Origin of the sequence: Desulfobotulus alkaliphilus, assembly GCF_007830435.1 — a bacterium.
In the GTDB taxonomy this organism is placed as follows: Bacteria; Desulfobacterota; Desulfobacteria; order Desulfobacterales; family ASO4-4; genus Desulfobotulus; species Desulfobotulus alkaliphilus.
Genome location: NZ_VLLC01000008.1, coordinates 73,784 through 92,871 on the forward strand (window position 1 = coordinate 73,784; position 19,088 = coordinate 92,871).

Here is a 19,088-nt window from a genome sequence, read left to right on the forward strand (position 1 = left end):
TTTTTAAAGGGCTGACAAAGTCAGAAGAGTCCCGGTGAATAGTTACAGTCTTTCAATACTGTCACGATTCAGCTAAAGCAAAACACCAACGACTTCCTTTGCCATAGCCACAATGGGTTCAGGGAAAAGACCCGAAGCCAGAATCACCGCAGTGATAAAAACACCAAAGGCAGCCGCAGGCAAACCAAGGGAAAGGCCCTTTCCCTGCTCAGCGCTCCCTTCGTTTTCCGGCAGGGCATAGGCGGCCCTCACCAGTTTCAGATAGTAAAATGCAGATATGGCCGCATTGATTACCGCAAGAATGACAAGGCCGTAGTACCCCTTACCGATGGCTGCGGTAAATACGAGAAACTTCGTAGGAAAGCCTACGGCGGGTGGAATACCTGCCATGCCACAGGCAGCTACAGCCAGAGTCAGGGCAAGGAGGGGAGAACGCCTGTGCAGTCCCTTTAAACCCTCAAAACTCAAATTCTCACCGGCCGGTGCCACCTGACAGATCACATAAAAGCACCCAAGGGTCATTACCATATAACCGAAAACATAATAGATGGCCGAGGCAAAGCCTTCGGGCCCCACGGAAAGAATACCCACCATCACATAGCCCGCATGGGCGATGGATGAAAAGGCCAGAAGACGCTTGATGTCATTTTGCACAAGGGCCGCAAGATTACCGTAGGTCATGGAGAGTACGGCAAAGACAGAGAGTATCCATATAAGATGACCCGTATCCGCACCACTGGAAGCAACAAAGCGGATCAGCAGGGCAACGGCTGCAATCTTCGGCAGTGTTGCCACAAAGGCCGTGGTTTCATTGGCCGCACCTTCATAGACATCCGGGGTCCAGAAATGCATGGGAAACATGGCAAGTTTGTAGAAAAAACCCGCAAGAATCATCAGAAGACCAATGAGGGCCAAAGGTTCGCTACGAACCAGCTCCGGAAGTACGGGGCCCAGCTCCGAAAGATATGTGGTTCCCGTAAGCCCCACCACATAACTCATACCAAAAACGGTAATACCGGTGGCAAGGGCACCGAACAGCACATACTTGATACCCGCTTCATACTGAACCCGGTGGGCCCCTTTGCGCATGGGAATGGCCACGTAAAGGGCAAAGGAGGATATCTCAAGGCATAGGAGAATAGTAAGAAGCTCCACACTGCTCACAAGGAAGGTCAGGCCCATGGTGGAAATGGACAGGAACATGGCATATTCCGATGAAACTTCCCGCCGGACTCCGGGAAAACCGGAGGAAAGACAAAGCACACCAAGAAAGCCCAAGGCAATGAGCAGTTTAAATGTCTGTGAAAAAAGATCCACACGATAGGCATCAAAAAAAAGCATGCCTTCTGCATTCAGGGCTGCAAGGGAAGCAAGAACCAGCACCCCTGCACCCCCAAGGGCCACCCTTCCCACAAGGGCAGAGCCCGCATTAAAGAGGGAAAGCCCGAAAAAAATCAGGGTCATCCCGATAAGGACCAGTTCGGGGAGAAATTCCATCATAGACATGGCGTATAGATCCTAAACCTTGAGGTTGGCAACATATGGGTTGGGCACAAAAGCCCCTTATCATCATTCAGGCCAGACATGGAAGATTCCTTCTGATCAATGCCCGCTGACAGCCGCTGCCTGCCCTGCAGCAACCTGATCCAGCAGGTGCGTCACACTGGCATCCATTACGGACAGCACAGGCTGGGGATTCAGTCCGATCCAGAATACAAAAACCACAAGAAAAGCCAGACAGGCGGTTTCACGAAGATCCAGATCCCAGAGCCTTCTTCCATGGCCATGGTCTTCTCCATGATCTTCGCCATGTCCGCCTTCGAGGGCAGCCTCTCCATGGTGATGCATATGACCGTCACTGGTATCCCATACCATCTTCTGCAGAAGTCTCAGCATGTAGGCAGCAGCCAGGATGGCTCCGGGAATGGCAATGGCTCCCACCAGAGGCTGGCTCCGGAAGGCACCCATCAGAACCAGAAATTCACCGACAAAACTGTTGGTCCCCGGAAAAGCCAGAGAAGAAAGGGAAAAGATACCAAGGAAAGTGACATATACGGGCATGAACATGCCTAAGGCCGAATTATCTCCAATTTCCCTTGAATGGGTACGCTCGTAAATAATACCAATGCAGATAAAGAGGGCACCCGTTGTAATCCCGTGATTGATCATCTGCAGCATGGCACCCTTGACCCCTTCGTCATTGAGCAGAAAAATGCCCAGGGTGACAAAGCCCATGTGTCCGACGGAGGAGTAGGCAATGAGTTTTTTGATATCGTTCTGGCCAAGTGCCAGATATCCGCCATAGAGAATACCCACAAGGGAGAGGGCAATGAGAAAAGGCGCAAACATCTCCGTGGCCTGGGGCGCCATGGGAAGGCAGAAGCGGAGAAAACCATAGCCGCCCATCTTCAGAAGAATGGAGGCCAGAATCACCGAACCTGCCGTCGGCGCTTCCACGTGGGCGGCCGGAAGCCAGGTATGGAAGGGAAACATGGGAATTTTTACGGCAAAGGCCAGGGCACATGCGGCAAAAATCCAGGCCTGCCAGGCAAAGCTGTACTCCGAAGCCATGAGGTCGGGGATAAAAAAGGTACCGGTTTTCACCCGCAGGGCAACAATGGCCACAAGGAAGAAAATGGAGCCGATAAAGGTATAAAGGAAAAACTTGATGGCCGCATAATCCTTGCGGGGACCACCCCATACGGCAATGAGCAGGTACATGGGAATCAGCATGGCTTCCCAGAAAATATAGAAAAGCACCGTATTCATGCTGACAAAAACCCCGATCATGGCGGTTTCCATGGCCAGAATGACAAAAATAAACTCCGCAAGACGATGCTCAATGTATTTCCAAGAGCAGAGAATGCAAAGGGGCATGATCAGGGTTGTAAGCAGCACCAGAAGAACGGAAATACCATCCACGCCGAGCTGATAGGAAAGCCCGATGCTGGGAAACCACTCCAGCTCTTCTACAAACTGATAGGCAGCCGTACTTCTGTCAAAGGCCGTCCAGAGGGGAAGGCTCAGGGCGGCTGTCATAAGGGTCACCAGCAGGCCCCAAAGTTTCAGGACGGTCTGATTCCGGATGAAAAAACAGCAGGCAGCACCGGCAAGGGGTGTCAGCAGAATCACCGAAAGAATGGGATACCCAAGGCTGTTATAAAGCAGAGCATTTGTCATCGTAAATACCGTATCCGGGTCTTGGTTTCATATTAAAGGAGAATCACCACGATCATGATACCGAACAAAAGAACGGCAGCAGCACCAATATAGTGCTGAATCTTGCCCGTCTGGGCCTGACGGAGCTTATCTCCTGTATCCACAACGCCCCTGGCTGTTCCGTCCACAACATAGTCAATGCCTTCCCTGTCAAACCAGGAAAGCGCCTTTGCCGTCAGCATGGTCCAGGCCAGGCCGATACTGCGGTAAACCTCACCCACCCAGTCATTCACCCTTGAAAGGGGGCCGGAAGCAAAGGCCATGAAAACAAGACTCCCTTTCCGGTAAAACCAGTCCAGATCCAGATTCATTTTCGGCTCAGGCCCCAGCTTTTTGACCATGAGATAGAAGCCTAAGCCCGTAAAGCCCAGAAGCTGCAGGGTTTCCGAGAGATGATAGGCCGTATAGGGCTGATAATCCACCGCATAGGGCAGCATGCGGTAAAGGTACTCAGGGTAAAGCCCGAGGAAAAAACACATAAAGGCAGCGATACCCATGGCCCAGAGCATGCAGGCCGGAGGATCCTTGGCTTCGGGAACCGAAGGCTCGGACTTTCCACCATACCAGATATAGTAGGGAAGCTTGATGCCCACGGAAAGGAAAGTCCCCACGGCGGCAAGGGTCAGCATGAGCAGCAGCCCTGTCCGGTGGGCCTCGCCTGCGGCGGCTATGATCATGGATTTTGAAACAAAGCCCGATGTCAGGGGGAAGCCCGAAATGGCAATCCCGCCGATTACGGTAAAAATAAGGGCAAGGGGCATTTTGGCATACAGCCCGCCCAGCTCATTGAGTTTCGATCGCCCTGTCATCTCCAGAACAGCCCCCGCTCCCATGAAGAGCAGAGCCTTATAGAGAATATGGGCATAGGCATGGGCCACGGCCCCATTAACGGCCATGGCCGTCCCTATGCCGATACCGCAGACCATGTAACCGACCTGACTGACTATATGATAGGCAAGAATCCTTCGGGCATCGTTTTCTATGACGGCGTAAGCCACACCATAGAGGGCCATGATGGCACCAAGGATGGCCAGGGCCTCAAAACCGGGAAAGCCCCTTGCCAGAACATAAACCGCTGTTTTTGTTGTGAAGGCGCACATGAACACCGCCCCCGTAACCGTAGCCTCAGGATAGGCATCGGGCAGCCAGGCATGGATGGGCGGAACAGCCGCATTCAGCATGAAACCTATCATGATGAGATAGTCCGCAAGGCCTGCATCCGTAGGCAGAATCTGCACAAAGGTGAGATCCCCGCCCGTTGCCCGGTATTTCAGGAAGATGCCTGCCAGAAGAATCAGACCGCCAAGCATATGTACCAGAAGGTAACGGAATCCGGCCTCTATGGATTTCTTCTTTTTTCTGTACCAGATGAGGAAGGTGGATGCCACGGCCATCAGCTCCCAGAAAATGAAGAGCGTCAGATAATCACCCGCCAGGGTGACACCAAGGGATCCTGCCACATAGAGCCATGCCGCCGTGTGCTGGCCCCAGTCCTCCACTTTCAAGGCAAAAAGGGAGCCGATCACAGCCATCAGGGTAAAGACATGGAGAAAGACATAGGTGAGCTTGTCCACCCGTCCGAATACCATATCAAAACCCATCCAGCTCACATGACCGAAGCTTTCCGGCAGCATGTTGATCTGGAAAAAAGCCACAAGGGGAATAATCACCAGTACGGCATTTTTCAGTTTCATCCGGCAGAAAAAGGGCATCAGGACCGCACCCAGTATGAAAAGGGTGGCCGGATGCATCAGCCAGGGGTGCAGCAGGGCCAGAGGCGATAGCATGCTACTTGTCATCGTAATAGTCCTCTTGCTTCATAAGCCAGGCATGGGAAATACCTTTGCAGATCACAATCATGCCCAGACAGCCGAACAGGGCAAATACACTCCAGAATCCGATGAGGGTATCCCCGAAAAAATGAGGGTCATGCCGTTCTGCCATAAAATCATAGACAAGGGCCCCGCCAAGGAAGGCAAAAAAAGCCCACTTGAACCATTCCGTCCGTTTCCGGAGCCAGGTCATCAGTTGTCCCATACGTAAAAACCTCACATCAGAAGATGAATAATGGCCAGAAGAAGATCCGGCCGGATCCCGATGGCCACGGAAATGGCGCCTGTGATTAAAAGCGGAACCACCATCAGCAGAATCAGCGGACGGGTTTCCAGTAAAGCCGGAGCCGCAGCAGCGCCCTCCGCAGGCTTACCAAAATAAGCCGTCAGAATAACAGGTACAAAATAACCGGCGTTGAGCAGGGAACTGACCATCAGCACAGACAGAAGAATCAGGTTGTTCAGGTCCATGGTTCCCAGAGCAAGATACCATTTGGTAACAAAGCCCGATACCGGAGGCACACCGATCATGGAAAGGGATGCCAGGGCAAAGGCCAGCATGGTCAGGGGCATGGCAAAACCCAGACCTGCCATTTCACGGATATCCTTTTTTTGTGTAGCAACAAAGATGCAGCCAGCCGCAAAAAAGAGGGTAATCTTGGCAAAACCATGGTTGGCGATATGGATCAGGCCACCGGTAATGCTGTTGGGCGTCAGCATGGCCACACCCAGAATGATATAGGAGAGCTGGCTGACCGTGGAATAGGCAAGCCTCGCCTTGAGGTTGGTTTTGGTGAGTGCGATAATGGAAGCCGTGATAATGGTGAAACTGACAAAATAGGCTGTTATCAGCCCCAGCCCCGTGTCTGCCAGCAGATCCACACCGAAGACGGAAAGCATGATGCGGCAGATGGAAAAAACACCGATTTTAACAACCACCACCGCATGCAGAAGGGCTGAAACGGGGGTCGGCGCCACCATAGCCGAAGGAAGCCAGGAGTGCAGCGGCATGACACCCGCTTTGGCAAAACCGAAAAAGAGCAGAATGTAACTGACCACCACCATCCACCGGGAAGCATCCGCAGGGAAAATACCCGAAGCAATGTCACCCATGGCAAAATCAAGGGTGCCGCACTGCACGTAAATGATGGCCATGGCCGGAAGCAGGAAAGCCTTGGAGGTGAACATCAGGTAAACAATATACTTCTGTGCCCCTTCATAACCCTCTTCATCCTGATGGTGCATGACCAGAGGATAGGTGAAAATGGATACAATTTCATAAAAGAGATAGAGGGTGAACAGGCTGCCGGAAAAGGCTCCGCCCAAAGCAGCACCTACGGAAACGGCATAACAGACATAAAAACGGGTCTGGGCATGCTCGTTTAATCCCCGCATGTAGCCCACACAATAGATGGATGCCAGAATCCAGAGGAAAGATGCCGTTCCAGCAAAGAGAAGACCTAAGGCATCCACCTGAAATTTTATGGCAATTCCCGGCCAGAGCTCAAAAAGTGTGTAGGAGAAACTCCCGCCGGCCAGGATGTGAGGAACAAGAAGAGCAACGGATATAAAGGTAAGAACCGCACCTGTGAGAGACCAGGCCTCCCTGAGATTGGGCCTTGAGCCCGAAGCCATCACAGCAAAAGCGGTGAGCATGGGCAGCAGCACAGGTAAGAGTATTTTGCTGGTAATCATGGTTTCCATACCGGGTTCGCCTCAAATGGCTTCGGGTTAATGACGAAGATCATGGACCGCACTGGGATCATCGGTGTGGTACTTACGATAAACGGCCAGAATAAAGCTGACCACAATGGCAGCCTCAGCCGCAGCCAGCCCCATGATGAACAGGGTAAAAACCTGACCAATGGCAGGGTCCGGCAGCACAAAGCGGTTAAAGGCCATAAAGTTAATGGATGCACCGCAGAGGATCAGCTCCGTTGAAATCAGCATCCCCATAAAGGAGCGGTGTCGCACCATGCCGTAAATGCCCATGACAAAAAGCACCAGACCAATAATCAGGTAGGTTGTCAGGTGGCTGCTCACACTCAGCATATTTCAGGACTCCCTTCCACCGGTAGCCAGAATAATGGCTCCGATAATCGCCGCCAGAAGCACCACGGAAATGAGTTCAAAGGCCATACAATAACGGTAAAGAAGGGTTTCCCCCAGCCATGGCAGAGAAAAATCTCCTGTCTTTTCAAGGGCAGGTGTAAACGTGGCCCTGAGCAGGGGAATCAGCAGAAGAAAAAAACCGGTAAAGGAAGCGGCAACGGCCAGAAACCTGTTTTTTCCTTTAAAATTGCTTTCTGCAATTTCCTGGGGCGTGTAGCCCACCATCACACCGAAAACCATGAGGATACAGATGGCTCCCACATAGATCAGGATCTGCATCATGGTCAGAAAGATGCTGCCCAGATAAAAATAAAGCCCCGCAACTCCGAGAAGGCAGACCGCAAGTCCTAAAACCGCATGCATGAGAAGGCGGGCACGGACGGCAAGGATGGCTCCCATGAAGGTGAGTATGACAAAGGCAAAAAACAGGGCTTCTGCAATAAAAACATAGGTACTCATGTTAAAGAGCCTCCTCCCTTCCCAAGGCGACCAAGGAGATCCATATGGAACTCCTCACGGGAGTATCCTGCAAGATTGTATTCCTGAGAATAGGCAATGGCATCCGTAGGACAGCTTTCCACGCAGATCCCGCAGAGACTGCACCGGGTAAAATCCAGCTCAAAACCTGTAAGTATTTTTTTCTTGGAACCCTCGGGTTTTTCACTGTGGATGCTAATGCAGGCCGAAGGACAGGCTCTGGCGCACATGCCGCAGGTGATACAGAGGGAGCCTCCGGTTTTTTCATCGGAAACAAGTTCTATATGCCCCCGGTAATTGGGCGTAATGGTCAGGGTTTCACGGGGATAGTGAACCGTTACCGTTGGCTTGAGCATTTCTTTAAAGGTCACGCCAAGGCCCACCAGCAAACTTTTTGTACCGTGGTAGAGGTCGGAAAAATAGCCGCTCATAGCTTTACGATCACCGCCGTTACAATAAGGTTAAGGAGCGCAAAGGGAATCAGGTATTTCCAGGAGAGGTTCATCAGCTGATCAAAGCGGACCCTGGGATAGGTCCAGCGCACCCAGATCATAATGAACATCAGGATGTATACCTTCAACAGGAACCAGAAGGCTCCGGTCCATGCGTCCATGGGCAGGGGCAGGCCGCTCCATCCGCCAAGGAAGACGGCCACGGCGACACTGCTCACGATAAACATGTTGGTGTATTCACCAAGGAAAAAAAGCCCGAAACCCATGCCTGAGTATTCCGTATGGAAACCTGCGGTCAGCTCACTTTCCGCCTCGGGCATGTCAAAGGGTGCCCTGTTGGTTTCCGCCAGTGCCGCTATCAAATAGATGATGAAGGCAAGGGGCTGGAGCAGGCAGAACCAGAGGCCTGAAATCTGGGCTTCCACAATGGTCCGCATACTGAAGGAATTGGTGATCAGCACCACAGACAAAAGGGAGAGGAGAATGGGTATTTCATAGGCAATATTCTGGGCCACGGAACGCATGGCACCGAAAAGGCCGTATTTATTGTTAGAACTCCACCCGGCCACAAGAATGGCCATGACATTGAGGCTGGCCATAGCCAGAATGAAGATCAGGCCAATATTCATGTCAATGATAGTCAGATTCTCTGAAAAGGGCAGCACCAGAAAGGGCATCACCACGGGCGTGAAGGCCAGGAGGGGGGCCACACGGAAAAGCATGCGGTTGGCATCCCTTGGGATGACAAGCTCCTTGGTCATGAGCTTGATGCCATCCACAAGTGTCTGGAGAATGCCATGCCAACCGACCTCATAGGGACCGGGTCGGCGCTGGATATGGCCAGCGATTTTTCTCTCCGCATACACCATGAAAAGGGCATTCACAAAAACCACGGTCACCACAAAAAGGGCGGCAATCAGCATGCGCAGCAGTTCTGGTGGTAAAAAAGCAGTATCCATGTGATGTCTACCTGTCGATTTCCGGGATTACAAGGTCAAGGCTGCCCATCACGGACACCAGATCCGCAATCAGCATACCCTGGCAGAGTTCCGCAATGAGGCTGAGATTGGCATAGGAGGGAACACGGACCTTCAGGCGATAGGGTACATCGGAATCCTGCCCCACCATAAAATAAACAAGCTCTCCCCTTGCCGCTTCCACTGCAAAACTGGCCGCCCTGGGCGGCAGTTTGATTTTTTTCGGTGCCTTCCCCCTGAATTCCCCTTCGGGAAGCATGTCAAGGGCCTGTTCAATGATGCGCAGACTCTGCTCAATTTCTTTGATGCGCACAAGGTAACGGTCAAAGCAATCCCCCCGGCTTCCCACGGGAATCTCGAAATCCAGCTCCGGATAAATGGAATAGGGCTCCGTCTTCCGGATATCATAGGCAATGCCCGATCCCCTTAAATTGGCACCCGTAACCCCGTATCTGCGGGCCATTTCCGGCGAAATTACGCCAATGCCCTCGGTTCTTTTTATGAAAATGATGTTATCCGTTACCAGCTTATTGTAGATATCCAGACGTTTCCGCATTCTTTTAATAAAGACACGGGTATTTTCAACAAAACGGTCATCCACGTCACGGTAAACGCCTCCCACCCTGAAATAGGAATAGGTCAGACGACTTCCCGTGATATCTTCAAGGATATCAAGAATCTGCTCCCTGTCATCAAAACCATACAGGATGGGGGTAAAGGCACCAAGGTCCAGGAGAAAGGCCCCCAGCCAGAGAAGATGACTGGCAACACGGTTCAGCTCAGAAGTTGCCACCCTTATGCATTCTGCCCTTCTGGGCACCTCGACACCGGCAAGCTTTTCAATCAGACATACATAACCGTGATTATAGGGCAGCGCAGCCAGATAATCCATGCGTGCCGTGTTGGGCAGAAAGGAGGGCCATGGCCGGGCTTCAGCCATTTTTTCATGCATTCTGTGCCCGTAACCAAGCACAGGATCCAGATGGACCACATATTCCCCGTCCATCTCCAGCACCAGCCGCAAAACCCCATGGGTTGCCGGGTGCTGGGGCCCCATGTTCAGTAAAAAGCGATGTCTGCTCTCATCTTTGAAGGCTTCGGTTTTCATGCGTCCTCAAGACTCCCCCGGGCTTGTTCGTCCCCGGCTTCCGGTTCATCCGCAAGGGGCAAAAAGCCCAGCTTTTCTGCATCCATACAGACATTTTCCGCCTTAAGCAGCGGATGGAAACCCGCATCCATCTCCGAAAGAATCAAAGGACGCATATCCCCGTTTCCGGTGAAAGCAATACCGAAAAAATCGTGGATTTCACGCTCATACCACATGGCTGCATGGAAAATGTCAGAAATGGTGGGAGATTCATTTTCGTGGGCAAAAAGCCTCAGGTTAACCCGAAAAAGCACATCATGGCGGGCAAACTGATAGACAAGGCAGGCAGCCGGTTTTAAAGACACCGCCGTTGCAAACACCAGATAGAACTCCTGTTCAAGCAGATGCTGCACCACCTGACGAAGCTGCCTTTGTTCCAGAAGAAGATCAGCGTACACACCGCTTGCGGCATAATCTGAAGCCGTAAGGGAAAGGGAGAAGGCGCCAAGCTGATCCGCCAGTTCCTGAAAGGTCATGCCAGCCCCCCTCTTTTCGGATGACGGTTCTGGGGGAAGGGATGACGGGATCCGGCAATTTTTTCCTGCAGCTTGAGAATCCCTTCAATCAGGCCTTCGGGACGGGGTGGGCATCCGGGCACATAAACATCCACAGGAATCAGCTTATCCACACCCTCCACCACGGCATAATTTTCCTCTACGGCAAAGGGACCTCCGGAAATGGCGCAGTTGCCCATGGCAATCACCCATTTGGGATAGGCCATCTGCTCGTAAAGGGTAACAACGGCTTCGGCCATTTTCTTGTTCACCGTACCCGCCACAATCATGAGATCACTCTGCCGCGGTGATGGCCGGAAAACCTCCGCTCCGTACCGGGATACGTCGAACCGGGCCATACCCACGGCCATCATCTCAATGGCACAGCAGGCAAGCCCAAAGGTCATGGGCCAGAGGGAGTTGGCCTGACACAGGCGCATAATCTGATCCGCAAGCTCCAGACGCATGAGGGGGCCAGGGGCTCCCATGCCTGTGCCTGCTCCCCCATCCCCATGGACACGGCCTGCCAGTTCCGCCACATGGGCATCAAGACTTATGAATTGTTCTTTCTCTGCCAATTGAAGACTCCTTTGACCCAGGCATAAACGATGGCAAGGGACAGAATTCCCACGAAAATAACGAATTCCACAATGGCCCGCAGAGGCTCTGCTTCATGGAAAGCCGTGGCTACGGGAAAAAGGAAAAGAATATCCACATCAAAGGCCAGAAATATGAGTGCATACAGGTAGTAGGCCACACCATAGCGGAAATCCCAGGCCTTGCCATAGGGTTCTATGCCACACTCATAATTGGATTCATGGCTCCCGGTGTTTTTTCTCCTCGGTGCCAGCATCCATGCGGCAACAAAAGGTGCAAAGGCCACGGCAAAGCCCACACCCAGAAAAAGCATGATGTACATATACTCAATGAGAGACTCTTCTTCTATCAGCATTCCAAACACTCCCTGAGCTTCAGGCCTATAATCAGACATCAGGACGGCTACAAAATAACCGGGGACACCTGCAGAGTCAATTTTTAAACCGGAATCAAAAATCTGCCTTCTTAAAAATCTGTCTCCCTTATAAAACTTCATAAAGAAGTTTCATCCTATTGCAGGAACAAAGCCCCCCTGTCAAGGGATTTTCACGCAGTCTTATTAGACAGAAACCCGGACTTTGTCAAATAAAAGTTAAGACTTTTCCGCCTTACTCAAATTTAAATAAGGTTAGCCCTTGACATCCCAGGTCATGCCCTATCTATATTAAGAAAAAACAGACTGGCTGATGCCGACACAATGCAACGGGTACAAACAAGGAGACACACCATGACCTACAAAGAAGCCCTTGAACTTCTGATTTATTCATACAGACTGGATTTTGATCCTGCGGGGATTTTTTTTGTTTCCGGAGAAAAAGACCCGACCACACTTCCCGTCACCCATAAAACAAAAAACAAACTCACCTTCTGCCAGTACACAAGCGCCGTACGTCAGGCCCGCTATTCCCTTTACCTGCCCAAAGAGCAGCTCCTATGCAAAAATGCCCGGCTTGTTTTCGGATTCAGGGAAATCGATGAGAAAACCGATGAAAAGGTTCACCTCAAATACCTCATGGACCCGGAACTGTCCCTGCAGGCCGCCCGTGACAAACCCCGTCTGCCATCCGGAAAATTTCAGGGCGTCTATGCAGCGCCCATAGACACCTTTGACAGTTTCGGACAGGCCCCTGATCTTGTCTATTTCATGGTTCTCCCTTTTCAGGGATACCACATCCTCAATGATTACATGGCTGCCATGAATAAAACCCATCTCCATTTCCGTCACGCCCCCAATTCTGCGGTCTGCGGCGGATCCGTGTGGAGTCATATAAACCAGACGGCCAATATGAATACCATGTGTGCGGGCTCCAAATCGTCAGGAAAAACGGAAATGGCTTACATGAACCTTACCATGCCCGGAAGCCATTTCCTTGCCTCCATGGCGCATCTGCAGAAAAGAAAAGAAAAAAATGGCGGCGTATCCCTTGTGGGCAAAGGCGATTCAGACTGGCCCGGTCTGGACGCCTGCCAGGGATGCCCCCTGTTCCGCTTTGATCCGGCTTAAAAACCAGAACAGCCCATAAAAACCCACAATGCAAACTGAATAAATAAGGTTCCGGAAACCGTGATTCCAGCCAGTATTCTTATCATCAGCAGTGATCCAGAAACCCAGTCCATCCTGCAGCAGGCCATAGCCTCAAGATGCAGCTGCCCCACAAGCACTGCTTCAGGAGAAACGGCAGCCCTCCACTGCTTTGCCCCCCAGAGCCATGAACTTGTTTTCATTGACACCCGGACTGCTGAGCCAGAACTCATGGCCAGACTGTCCGGCATCCAGTCTCCCTTTAAAAATCATACCATTGTCCTGCTGAGCCATGACAGGAGGCTCATCCCTGAGATGGCAAATGAAGCACCTGCAGTCTATGAGATTCTGCCATGGCCTTCCTCCGGCGAACTTCTTGCTCCCTGTATAGACAGGGCCCTTGAACGCTGTATGCTGATCCGGGAAAAAAAACAGCTGCAGCTCGACTGCCGCTGCCACAGGATTTTTGCAAAGATTGCAGGCCAGTCCAAAACCATGCAGCAAATCCTCGACAGGATCAGCACCCTGGCCCATGGAAATGAGACCGTATTCATTACGGGGGAATCGGGGACAGGAAAAGAGCTGGCCGCCCGCACACTCCACCGCCTGAGTTCCCGCAGCGAAGGCCCCTTCATCCGGGTTCACTGCCCCAGCCTGCCCAAAGAAAGTCTGGAGCATGAAATTTTCGGCAGGCCCGCAGACCCGGCACCCGCCACAGACAGCCCTGCCTTCCTGAACAGAGCCAGAGGCGGCACCCTTTTTCTCGATGAAATCGGAGACCTCACCCCCGAAGCCCAGCAGAAACTTCTCGAATATCTCAAGGGTTCCCAAGCCCCATCATGCGCATCTCCGGAAGTCCGGCTGCTCATTGCCACCAACCGGGATCTTGAAAAAAAAACCGAAGGCCATGGTTTCAATAAAGAACTCTTTGATGTCCTGCGCACCCGGCATATCCATCTTCCGCCCTTGAGGAAAAGGCCGGAAGACATCCCGCCCCTTGCCCACTTTATCCTTGAGAAACAGGCATACAAACTGAAAAGATACGGCAGATATATTTCTCCGGAACTGATGAAACGCCTCATGGCACACCCTTGGGAAGGCAATATCCGTGAGCTGGAAAATACCATTATCCATGGCCTGCTCTTCTCCAGTTCCCAGGAGATAGGTCCCGATGATGTCCTGCTGTCCGGCCCCAAACCTTTAGGGCCCTGCTCTGCGGCCCTGCACCAGAATAACTACCGGGATGCCAAGGAAGAGGCCCTCAAGGGCTTCAATCATATTTATATCGGTCGCCTTCTCAAACGAAGCAAGGGCAACATCAGCCTTGCCGCCAGAGCCTGCGGCCTTGAGCGTCAGGCCCTTCAGCAGATCATGAAGCGCTATGACATCTCACCGGTTCCCTATCGTCCGGGAACCGGGTGTGAGGGGGGCTATCCGGAATAAGGACCGGATCCTCAGGCAAAAAGAATCCCCCCTGTTTTCATCTCTCATGGAAACAGGGGGGATTTATAAAAACGCATGAATGGAATTACAATCAGCAGCCGCAGGAACCGGAGGAGCCGGCAGAGCTGCATCCGGAGCATCCGCCACCGGCTGCTTCCAGCTTCAGGCTGGAATTCACGGCAAAACCCATACCATTGAAGGCCACTTCAAAGGGCTTTCCCGCTTCAAACAGGTCATTCTCCACCACATAGGTGATACCTGCAATCTCAAAACTGGTATCATTATCCTTTTTCTCATCCAGAGCCATGGCCACCATGGGACCACCGCAGCCACCCCCATGGATAAAAATACGAATGGGCTGGAGTTCCTTACCCTCAAAAAAAGATGCCACTTCCTTCTGGGCTTCCGGTGTTACCGTAAACATAAAAAAAGTCCTTTCCCTGCACCCGCAGGACATCATACCCTAAAAAAAGAATAAGAGGAGAAACGGCTTCTCCTGATTCTGCAAAATAGTGCCAGACTTCCTCAGGGTCAAATATTTTTTTTCAATGAAAAAAACATTTAGAATATAAAAGAAGAACAGCCTAGCTTCGCGCCTGTGAAGCAATCCACTCCATGAAAGGTCCGTGTCCATGGGAAACGTCCAGGGCAAGAATACAGGGGCAATCATAGCTGTGCAGCTCAAGCACTCTGGCTTTCAGTTTCTCGAACATCTCCTTTGTGGTTTTTGCCACCAGAACCACCTCGGCCCCTTCCTCCGCACGGCCCTCCCATACATAAAATGAGCGGACACCGGGAAAAACATTCACACAGGCCGCAAGACCTTCCAGAACCAGATTTTTTGCCAGTTTTTCTGCTTCTTCATTACTGCCGGCGGTCATATACACCCACTGAATCACAGGCAACCTCCTTTTTCAGATTCGTTGGTATTCAGCACAATTCTTCTTTGACAAATCGAAAAATTTCAATTAATTGCATAGACAATCGAGCCATTTGTTCGTGACGAAAACGATTGCAACGTCACTCACAAACAGCCCGATTACCTTTTGCTGCCAACAAGACCTTGAAATTAAAGAATAATTTTCAGAATAAAATATACTGAATCATTTCATTCGTTGAAGAATTCTGTCCAGAGCAAGACCTGCCAGACGCAGACCAAAGCTTCCCGTCACATGGGCGATGGAGCCCATGGGCTGCCGAATCCGTCCACGGGCCTGTGTCGCTGTCTCCTCCGTCTCTTCAGGGACCGGGCCTCTGGTGGGAGGCTCCGGGGAAAAAACACAGTCAACGCCTTTTTCTATGCCAAAACGATGCAGGCGACGGCGCACCAGCCGGGCCAGGGGGCAATGATGGGTTTCGGAAATATCACAGACCCGTATGGCTCCCGCATCATAGCGGGTGGCAGCCCCCATGCTGCTGGCGATATAAAGCCTCCGGTGCAGGGCTTCCCGGATGAGCATCACCTTGGAGTTAAGGCCGTCAATGGCATCGAGAACCACATCCGGCTCATTGTCCAGCACACGGTCAAGGGATGCCCCATCAATGAAAAGATCCAGAACTTCCACGTGACAGTCCGGTGCAATATCTTTTATACGCTTTTGGGCCAGAGACACCTTGGACTGGCCAAGGGTGGAGTGCAGGGCAAAAAGCTGGCGGTTGATATTGGAAGCCTCCACCACATCAAAATCCACAAGCCTGAGATGTCCCACACCACTTCTGGCAAGGGCTTCCACGGCAAAGGAACCCACAGCCCCAAGCCCGCATACGGTCACACGGGCTTCCTGCAGACGCCCAAAGGCTTCTTCACCCGTTAAAAGCTGCACTCTGGAAAAGGATGAACTCATGGATGAAAATCCCGTTCGGAAAGATGGGAAAGAAAACAGCGGCTGTTCATAAAAAGCTGCTCTGCCAGCACATCTTCGGACAGATTCCGCAGCCCGGCAAGGGCGCGGAAGGTATGCCTGAGAAAGGCTGGCTGATTGATACCCTTCTGAGCAAAGGGCGGAGGAATATCCGGTGCATCCGTTTCTATCAGCATTCTGTCAGCAGAAACCGCCTGCACACTGCGCAGCACCTTTTTATTGGCCGTTCTGAGAAGAGAGGCGGAAAAACCCACATGGGCTCCCAGCCTCTCCACCTCCCGGACCATGTCTGCGGAACCGGACCAAGCATGGAAGGCCCCCCCATGGGGGAGACCACCTTCTTTTTTTAATATATCCAGCATACGGCCCCAGGCCCTGCGGCAGTGCAGGGAAACCGGCCTCTTCAGATCACGGGCCAGACGAAGCTGGGTGACCAGCACCCTTTCCTGCTTTTCAAGGGTATGGGGAAAGGCCATGCCGTCAAGCCCTGCCTCTCCGATTCCTGCACCGGGCAAAGAAACCAGCAGATCCCCAAGAACCTTCTCCCATCCGGGTCTGGCCCATTCCACATAAAAGGGATGAAGACCCAAAAAGGGAATCACCCCCTTCCAGTGCAGGGAAATATCCAGCACAGCTTCCCAGTCATCCTCTGCAGATCCGCAGCAGACAAAAAAACCCACACCTGCGGCACAGGCCTCATCCATGAGGGAGGAAAGATTTTCATAGATCCTGCCATCCTGCAGATGGCAGTGGGTGTCCACCAGGGGAAACATCTTATTTTTTTCCATGCAGCGAGCGGTGAATGACGAGTTTATGGGCCTTGCCGTAATCCATCACACGGGAGGGATCAAAGCCGCCGGACGCATAAAATGTTCTGAAACCCGGCTCATCAAAAAGGTGCAGCACATAGGAGATATGACCGGAATATCCGTTCCAGTCCAGCCGCTGAAGCGCATCCCTGGCCCCGGCTCCCAGAGAAACGGCCTCCTTGTGAAGTACCGGCCCCCTTTCACTGCAGGGTTCCAGAGAGTAAAGGCGCCTGCATACAAGGGGACGGATGGCATAGATGGCACAGGTTCTGTTTTTTCTTAAAAAAGGACAGGAAGCCTTTCTTTCCTGCTTTCGGTTTTTCCTGTCCTTTGCAAGCGAGCTGCGCATTCTGGCATGGATATTCTGGGGAAGGGACTCCATGTAGCGCAGAATTCTCAGGCCTTCGAGGGTGTTGATGTCAATGCTGCCCGTACCCGTACAGCATAAAGAGCAGCCGGGGCCACAGAGTGCCTCTGACATCAGAGGGACCAGACGCTGATCAAGATCCCGGTAGATCTGATCCATGCTTTCAAAAAGAGCCTCCATAATCTCCCCTTTCTTCCGTGCACCATGGCCTGAGGTATGCCAGAAGGTTTTCCATGTCTTCGGGCAGGGGTGCCTCAAATGCCATGGCTGCACCTGTGACAGGATGGGTAAAGCGAAGAAAGCGGGCATGGAGCATCTGGCGTTCCACCTTCAGAAGGGCTGCCCTCATGCGGGTATCCTTCATGCGCTCACCCGGTCTCCGGGAACCATAAAGGGTATCCCCGACAATGGGGTGACCAGCATGGGAACAATGCACCCGGATCTGATGGGTTCTGCCCGTTTTAATGTTAAGCAGAAGCCGTGTCAGCCCCTGATAACGCCCTGTGACAGACCAGAGGGAAAGGGCCTGTCTGCCGCCGCTCACCAGAGCCGCCATTTTTTTTCTGTCCACAGGATGCCGACCGATGGCGGCATCCATGCACCCCTCATCTCCAGCCAGCTCTCCCCATACAAGGGCCTCGTAGTATTTTTCTGTTTTCCTGTCATGGAACATGGAGACAAGGCGCTCATGGGAAAGCTGATGTTTGGCCACCACCATCACACCGGAGGTGTCCTTGTCCAGGCGATGGACAATGCCCGGCCGCACCTCCCCGCCGATACCGCCAAGATCCGGGCAATGGTGGAGCAAGGCATTGACAAGGGTCCCGTCGGGATGCCCCGGAGCCGGATGCACCACCATGCCTGCGGCCTTGTTCAGCACCAGAAGATGGGCGTCCTCATGGAGAATATCCAGAACCAGATTCTGGGCACAGAGGGGAGAGGGCCGCATATCCGGAATACGGCCCGTCACCTGCTGCCCTGCCCTAAGCTTCACCGAAGGGCGGACCCTTTTCCCGTCCACCAGAAAAAAACCATCCTTCACCTGTCTCACAGCAAGGCTTCTGCTTAAGGAATCTATCGCTTCTGCCAGAAAAACATCCAGGCGTTTTCCATCATGGGTACTGGATACCTCACAACAGAAAACGCCTGCATTTTCAGTGTCCATAAGCTTCTCTGAGAAGTCAGCTGGCAAACAGATTCTCAATTTCCGTCAGCATGCTCTTTTCATCGGTTTCCTTGGCAAGGCTCAGCTCCTTAAGGAGAAGGCCCTGGGCCGTATCCAGAAGCTTGCGCTCACCAAAGGAAAGATCCTTGGTCAGTTTCAGGACAAAAAGATCCCGGAAAACCGCTGCCACATCGTAGAGGCTGCCACTTTTTATCTTTTCCATATACTCACGGTAGCGCCGGTTCCAGGTCTGGTTATCCTGCTGGCCGTCCCCCTTGTGGGTCATTACCGCATATACTTTGGGGATATCGTTTTTTTCGATAACATCCCTCAAACCAACATTCGCCACATTGTCCGTGGGAATCATGATAACCATGCCGTTTTCCAGAATTTTCATAATATAAAAATCCTGTTTTTTCCCATTGATCTCACGGGACTCTATGGCTTCAATACGACCCACGCCATGGGCAGGATAAACCGCAAGGTCACCGACATGAAACTGCCGTGTACCTTCCTCCAGTGTCATTGCCTTTTCTGCCATTTTCTCACCACCATTGTTAGGGGTTTACGCTTTAAAAGTTTTTTATATCACAAACTTGACAATGGGTTCAAC

At 52.1% G+C, this 19,088-nt stretch carries 22 protein-coding genes; 2 read left to right on the forward strand and 20 right to left on the reverse strand.

What is annotated here, in order from left to right; all coding sequences use genetic code 11:
- Positions 1 to 72 precede the first annotated feature (72 nt).
- From LZ24_RS06500 to LZ24_RS06560, 13 genes are all read right to left on the reverse strand, one after another.
- Positions 73 to 1,506, reverse strand: coding sequence for an NADH-quinone oxidoreductase subunit N (locus LZ24_RS06500; protein WP_246118534.1), 1,434 nt, complete (start codon positions 1,504 to 1,506; stop codon positions 73 to 75).
- A 96-nt stretch (positions 1,507 to 1,602) separates the two neighbouring features.
- Complete coding sequence (locus LZ24_RS06505; RefSeq protein ID WP_144683742.1) at positions 1,603 to 3,180, reverse strand: complex I subunit 4 family protein; 1,578 nt, start codon at positions 3,178 to 3,180, stop codon at positions 1,603 to 1,605.
- Positions 3,181 to 3,212: 32 nt separating this feature from the next.
- The gene (locus tag LZ24_RS06510; RefSeq protein WP_246118535.1) at positions 3,213 to 5,018 is read right to left on the reverse strand and encodes a Na(+)/H(+) antiporter subunit D; all 1,806 of its coding nucleotides are present in this window, start codon (positions 5,016 to 5,018) and stop codon (positions 3,213 to 3,215) included.
- A complete protein-coding gene (locus tag LZ24_RS06515; RefSeq protein WP_144683745.1) occupies positions 5,008 to 5,244 on the reverse strand; it encodes a hypothetical protein in 237 nt (78 codons plus the stop codon). Before LZ24_RS06515 ends, LZ24_RS06510 begins: the two co-directional genes overlap by 11 nt.
- A 23-nt stretch (positions 5,245 to 5,267) precedes the next feature.
- A complete protein-coding gene (locus LZ24_RS06520; RefSeq protein WP_144683747.1) occupies positions 5,268 to 6,755 on the reverse strand; it encodes a monovalent cation/H+ antiporter subunit D family protein in 1,488 nt (495 codons plus the stop codon).
- Positions 6,756 to 6,782: 27 nt separating this feature from the next.
- Positions 6,783 to 7,103: an NADH-quinone oxidoreductase subunit NuoK gene (gene nuoK, locus LZ24_RS06525; RefSeq protein ID WP_144683750.1), complete on the reverse strand. Its 321-nt coding sequence runs from the start codon at positions 7,101 to 7,103 to the stop codon at positions 6,783 to 6,785.
- A gap of 3 nt (positions 7,104 to 7,106) precedes the next feature.
- Positions 7,107 to 7,622, reverse strand: coding sequence for an NADH-quinone oxidoreductase subunit J family protein (locus LZ24_RS06530; RefSeq protein ID WP_144683753.1), 516 nt, complete (start codon positions 7,620 to 7,622; stop codon positions 7,107 to 7,109).
- A complete protein-coding gene (locus LZ24_RS06535) occupies positions 7,619 to 8,071 on the reverse strand; it encodes a NuoI/complex I 23 kDa subunit family protein (protein ID WP_144683755.1) in 453 nt (150 codons plus the stop codon). Before LZ24_RS06535 ends, LZ24_RS06530 begins: the two co-directional genes overlap by 4 nt.
- Complete coding sequence (nuoH, locus tag LZ24_RS06540) at positions 8,068 to 9,051, reverse strand: NADH-quinone oxidoreductase subunit NuoH (protein WP_144683758.1); 984 nt, start codon at positions 9,049 to 9,051, stop codon at positions 8,068 to 8,070. The genes LZ24_RS06535 and nuoH overlap by 4 nt, the downstream gene beginning before the upstream one ends.
- A 7-nt stretch (positions 9,052 to 9,058) precedes the next feature.
- A complete protein-coding gene (locus LZ24_RS06545; RefSeq protein WP_144683761.1) occupies positions 9,059 to 10,177 on the reverse strand; it encodes an NADH-quinone oxidoreductase subunit D in 1,119 nt (372 codons plus the stop codon).
- Positions 10,174 to 10,692, reverse strand: coding sequence for an NADH-quinone oxidoreductase subunit C (locus LZ24_RS06550; RefSeq protein ID WP_144683764.1), 519 nt, complete (start codon positions 10,690 to 10,692; stop codon positions 10,174 to 10,176). The genes LZ24_RS06545 and LZ24_RS06550 overlap by 4 nt, the downstream gene beginning before the upstream one ends.
- Complete coding sequence (locus LZ24_RS06555; protein WP_456236628.1) at positions 10,689 to 11,288, reverse strand: NADH-quinone oxidoreductase subunit B; 600 nt, start codon at positions 11,286 to 11,288, stop codon at positions 10,689 to 10,691. The genes LZ24_RS06550 and LZ24_RS06555 overlap by 4 nt, the downstream gene beginning before the upstream one ends.
- Positions 11,264 to 11,662 carry an NADH-quinone oxidoreductase subunit A gene (locus LZ24_RS06560; RefSeq protein WP_144683767.1) on the reverse strand — a complete coding sequence of 133 codons (399 nt, stop codon included), beginning with the start codon at positions 11,660 to 11,662 and terminating at the stop codon, positions 11,264 to 11,266. The genes LZ24_RS06555 and LZ24_RS06560 overlap by 25 nt, the downstream gene beginning before the upstream one ends.
- 372 nt (positions 11,663 to 12,034) lie before the next feature.
- Between LZ24_RS06560 and LZ24_RS06565 the strand changes: the two genes are divergently transcribed.
- Entirely contained in the window at positions 12,035 to 12,811 is a 777-nt protein-coding gene (locus tag LZ24_RS06565) for a DUF169 domain-containing protein (RefSeq protein WP_186442973.1), read from the forward strand.
- Between the two features lie 60 nt (positions 12,812 to 12,871).
- Positions 12,872 to 14,272, forward strand: a complete 1,401-nt coding sequence (locus tag LZ24_RS06570) for a sigma-54-dependent transcriptional regulator (RefSeq protein ID WP_144683772.1) — start codon at positions 12,872 to 12,874, stop codon at positions 14,270 to 14,272.
- A 91-nt stretch (positions 14,273 to 14,363) separates the two neighbouring features.
- On the opposite strand, the gene LZ24_RS06575 is transcribed toward LZ24_RS06570, so the two are convergent.
- The 7 genes from LZ24_RS06575 to LZ24_RS06605 form a co-directional block, all read right to left on the reverse strand.
- A complete protein-coding gene (locus LZ24_RS06575; protein WP_144683775.1) occupies positions 14,364 to 14,696 on the reverse strand; it encodes an IscA/HesB family protein in 333 nt (110 codons plus the stop codon).
- A gap of 160 nt (positions 14,697 to 14,856) precedes the next feature.
- Entirely contained in the window at positions 14,857 to 15,171 is a 315-nt protein-coding gene (gene cutA, locus LZ24_RS06580; protein ID WP_246118536.1) for a divalent-cation tolerance protein CutA, read from the reverse strand.
- Between the two features lie 204 nt (positions 15,172 to 15,375).
- A complete protein-coding gene (locus LZ24_RS06585) occupies positions 15,376 to 16,116 on the reverse strand; it encodes a tRNA threonylcarbamoyladenosine dehydratase (RefSeq protein WP_144683778.1) in 741 nt (246 codons plus the stop codon).
- Positions 16,113 to 16,907 carry a TatD family hydrolase gene (locus tag LZ24_RS06590; protein WP_186442974.1) on the reverse strand — a complete coding sequence of 265 codons (795 nt, stop codon included), beginning with the start codon at positions 16,905 to 16,907 and terminating at the stop codon, positions 16,113 to 16,115. Before LZ24_RS06590 ends, LZ24_RS06585 begins: the two co-directional genes overlap by 4 nt.
- Position 16,908: 1 nt before the next feature.
- Positions 16,909 to 17,490: a YkgJ family cysteine cluster protein gene (locus LZ24_RS06595; protein WP_186442975.1), complete on the reverse strand. Its 582-nt coding sequence runs from the start codon at positions 17,488 to 17,490 to the stop codon at positions 16,909 to 16,911.
- Entirely contained in the window at positions 17,474 to 18,475 is a 1,002-nt protein-coding gene (locus tag LZ24_RS06600) for an RluA family pseudouridine synthase (RefSeq protein ID WP_144683788.1), read from the reverse strand. Before LZ24_RS06600 ends, LZ24_RS06595 begins: the two co-directional genes overlap by 17 nt.
- A gap of 16 nt (positions 18,476 to 18,491) precedes the next feature.
- Positions 18,492 to 19,016 carry a CarD family transcriptional regulator gene (locus LZ24_RS06605; protein ID WP_144683791.1) on the reverse strand — a complete coding sequence of 175 codons (525 nt, stop codon included), beginning with the start codon at positions 19,014 to 19,016 and terminating at the stop codon, positions 18,492 to 18,494.
- Positions 19,017 to 19,088: the final 72 nt, after the last annotated feature.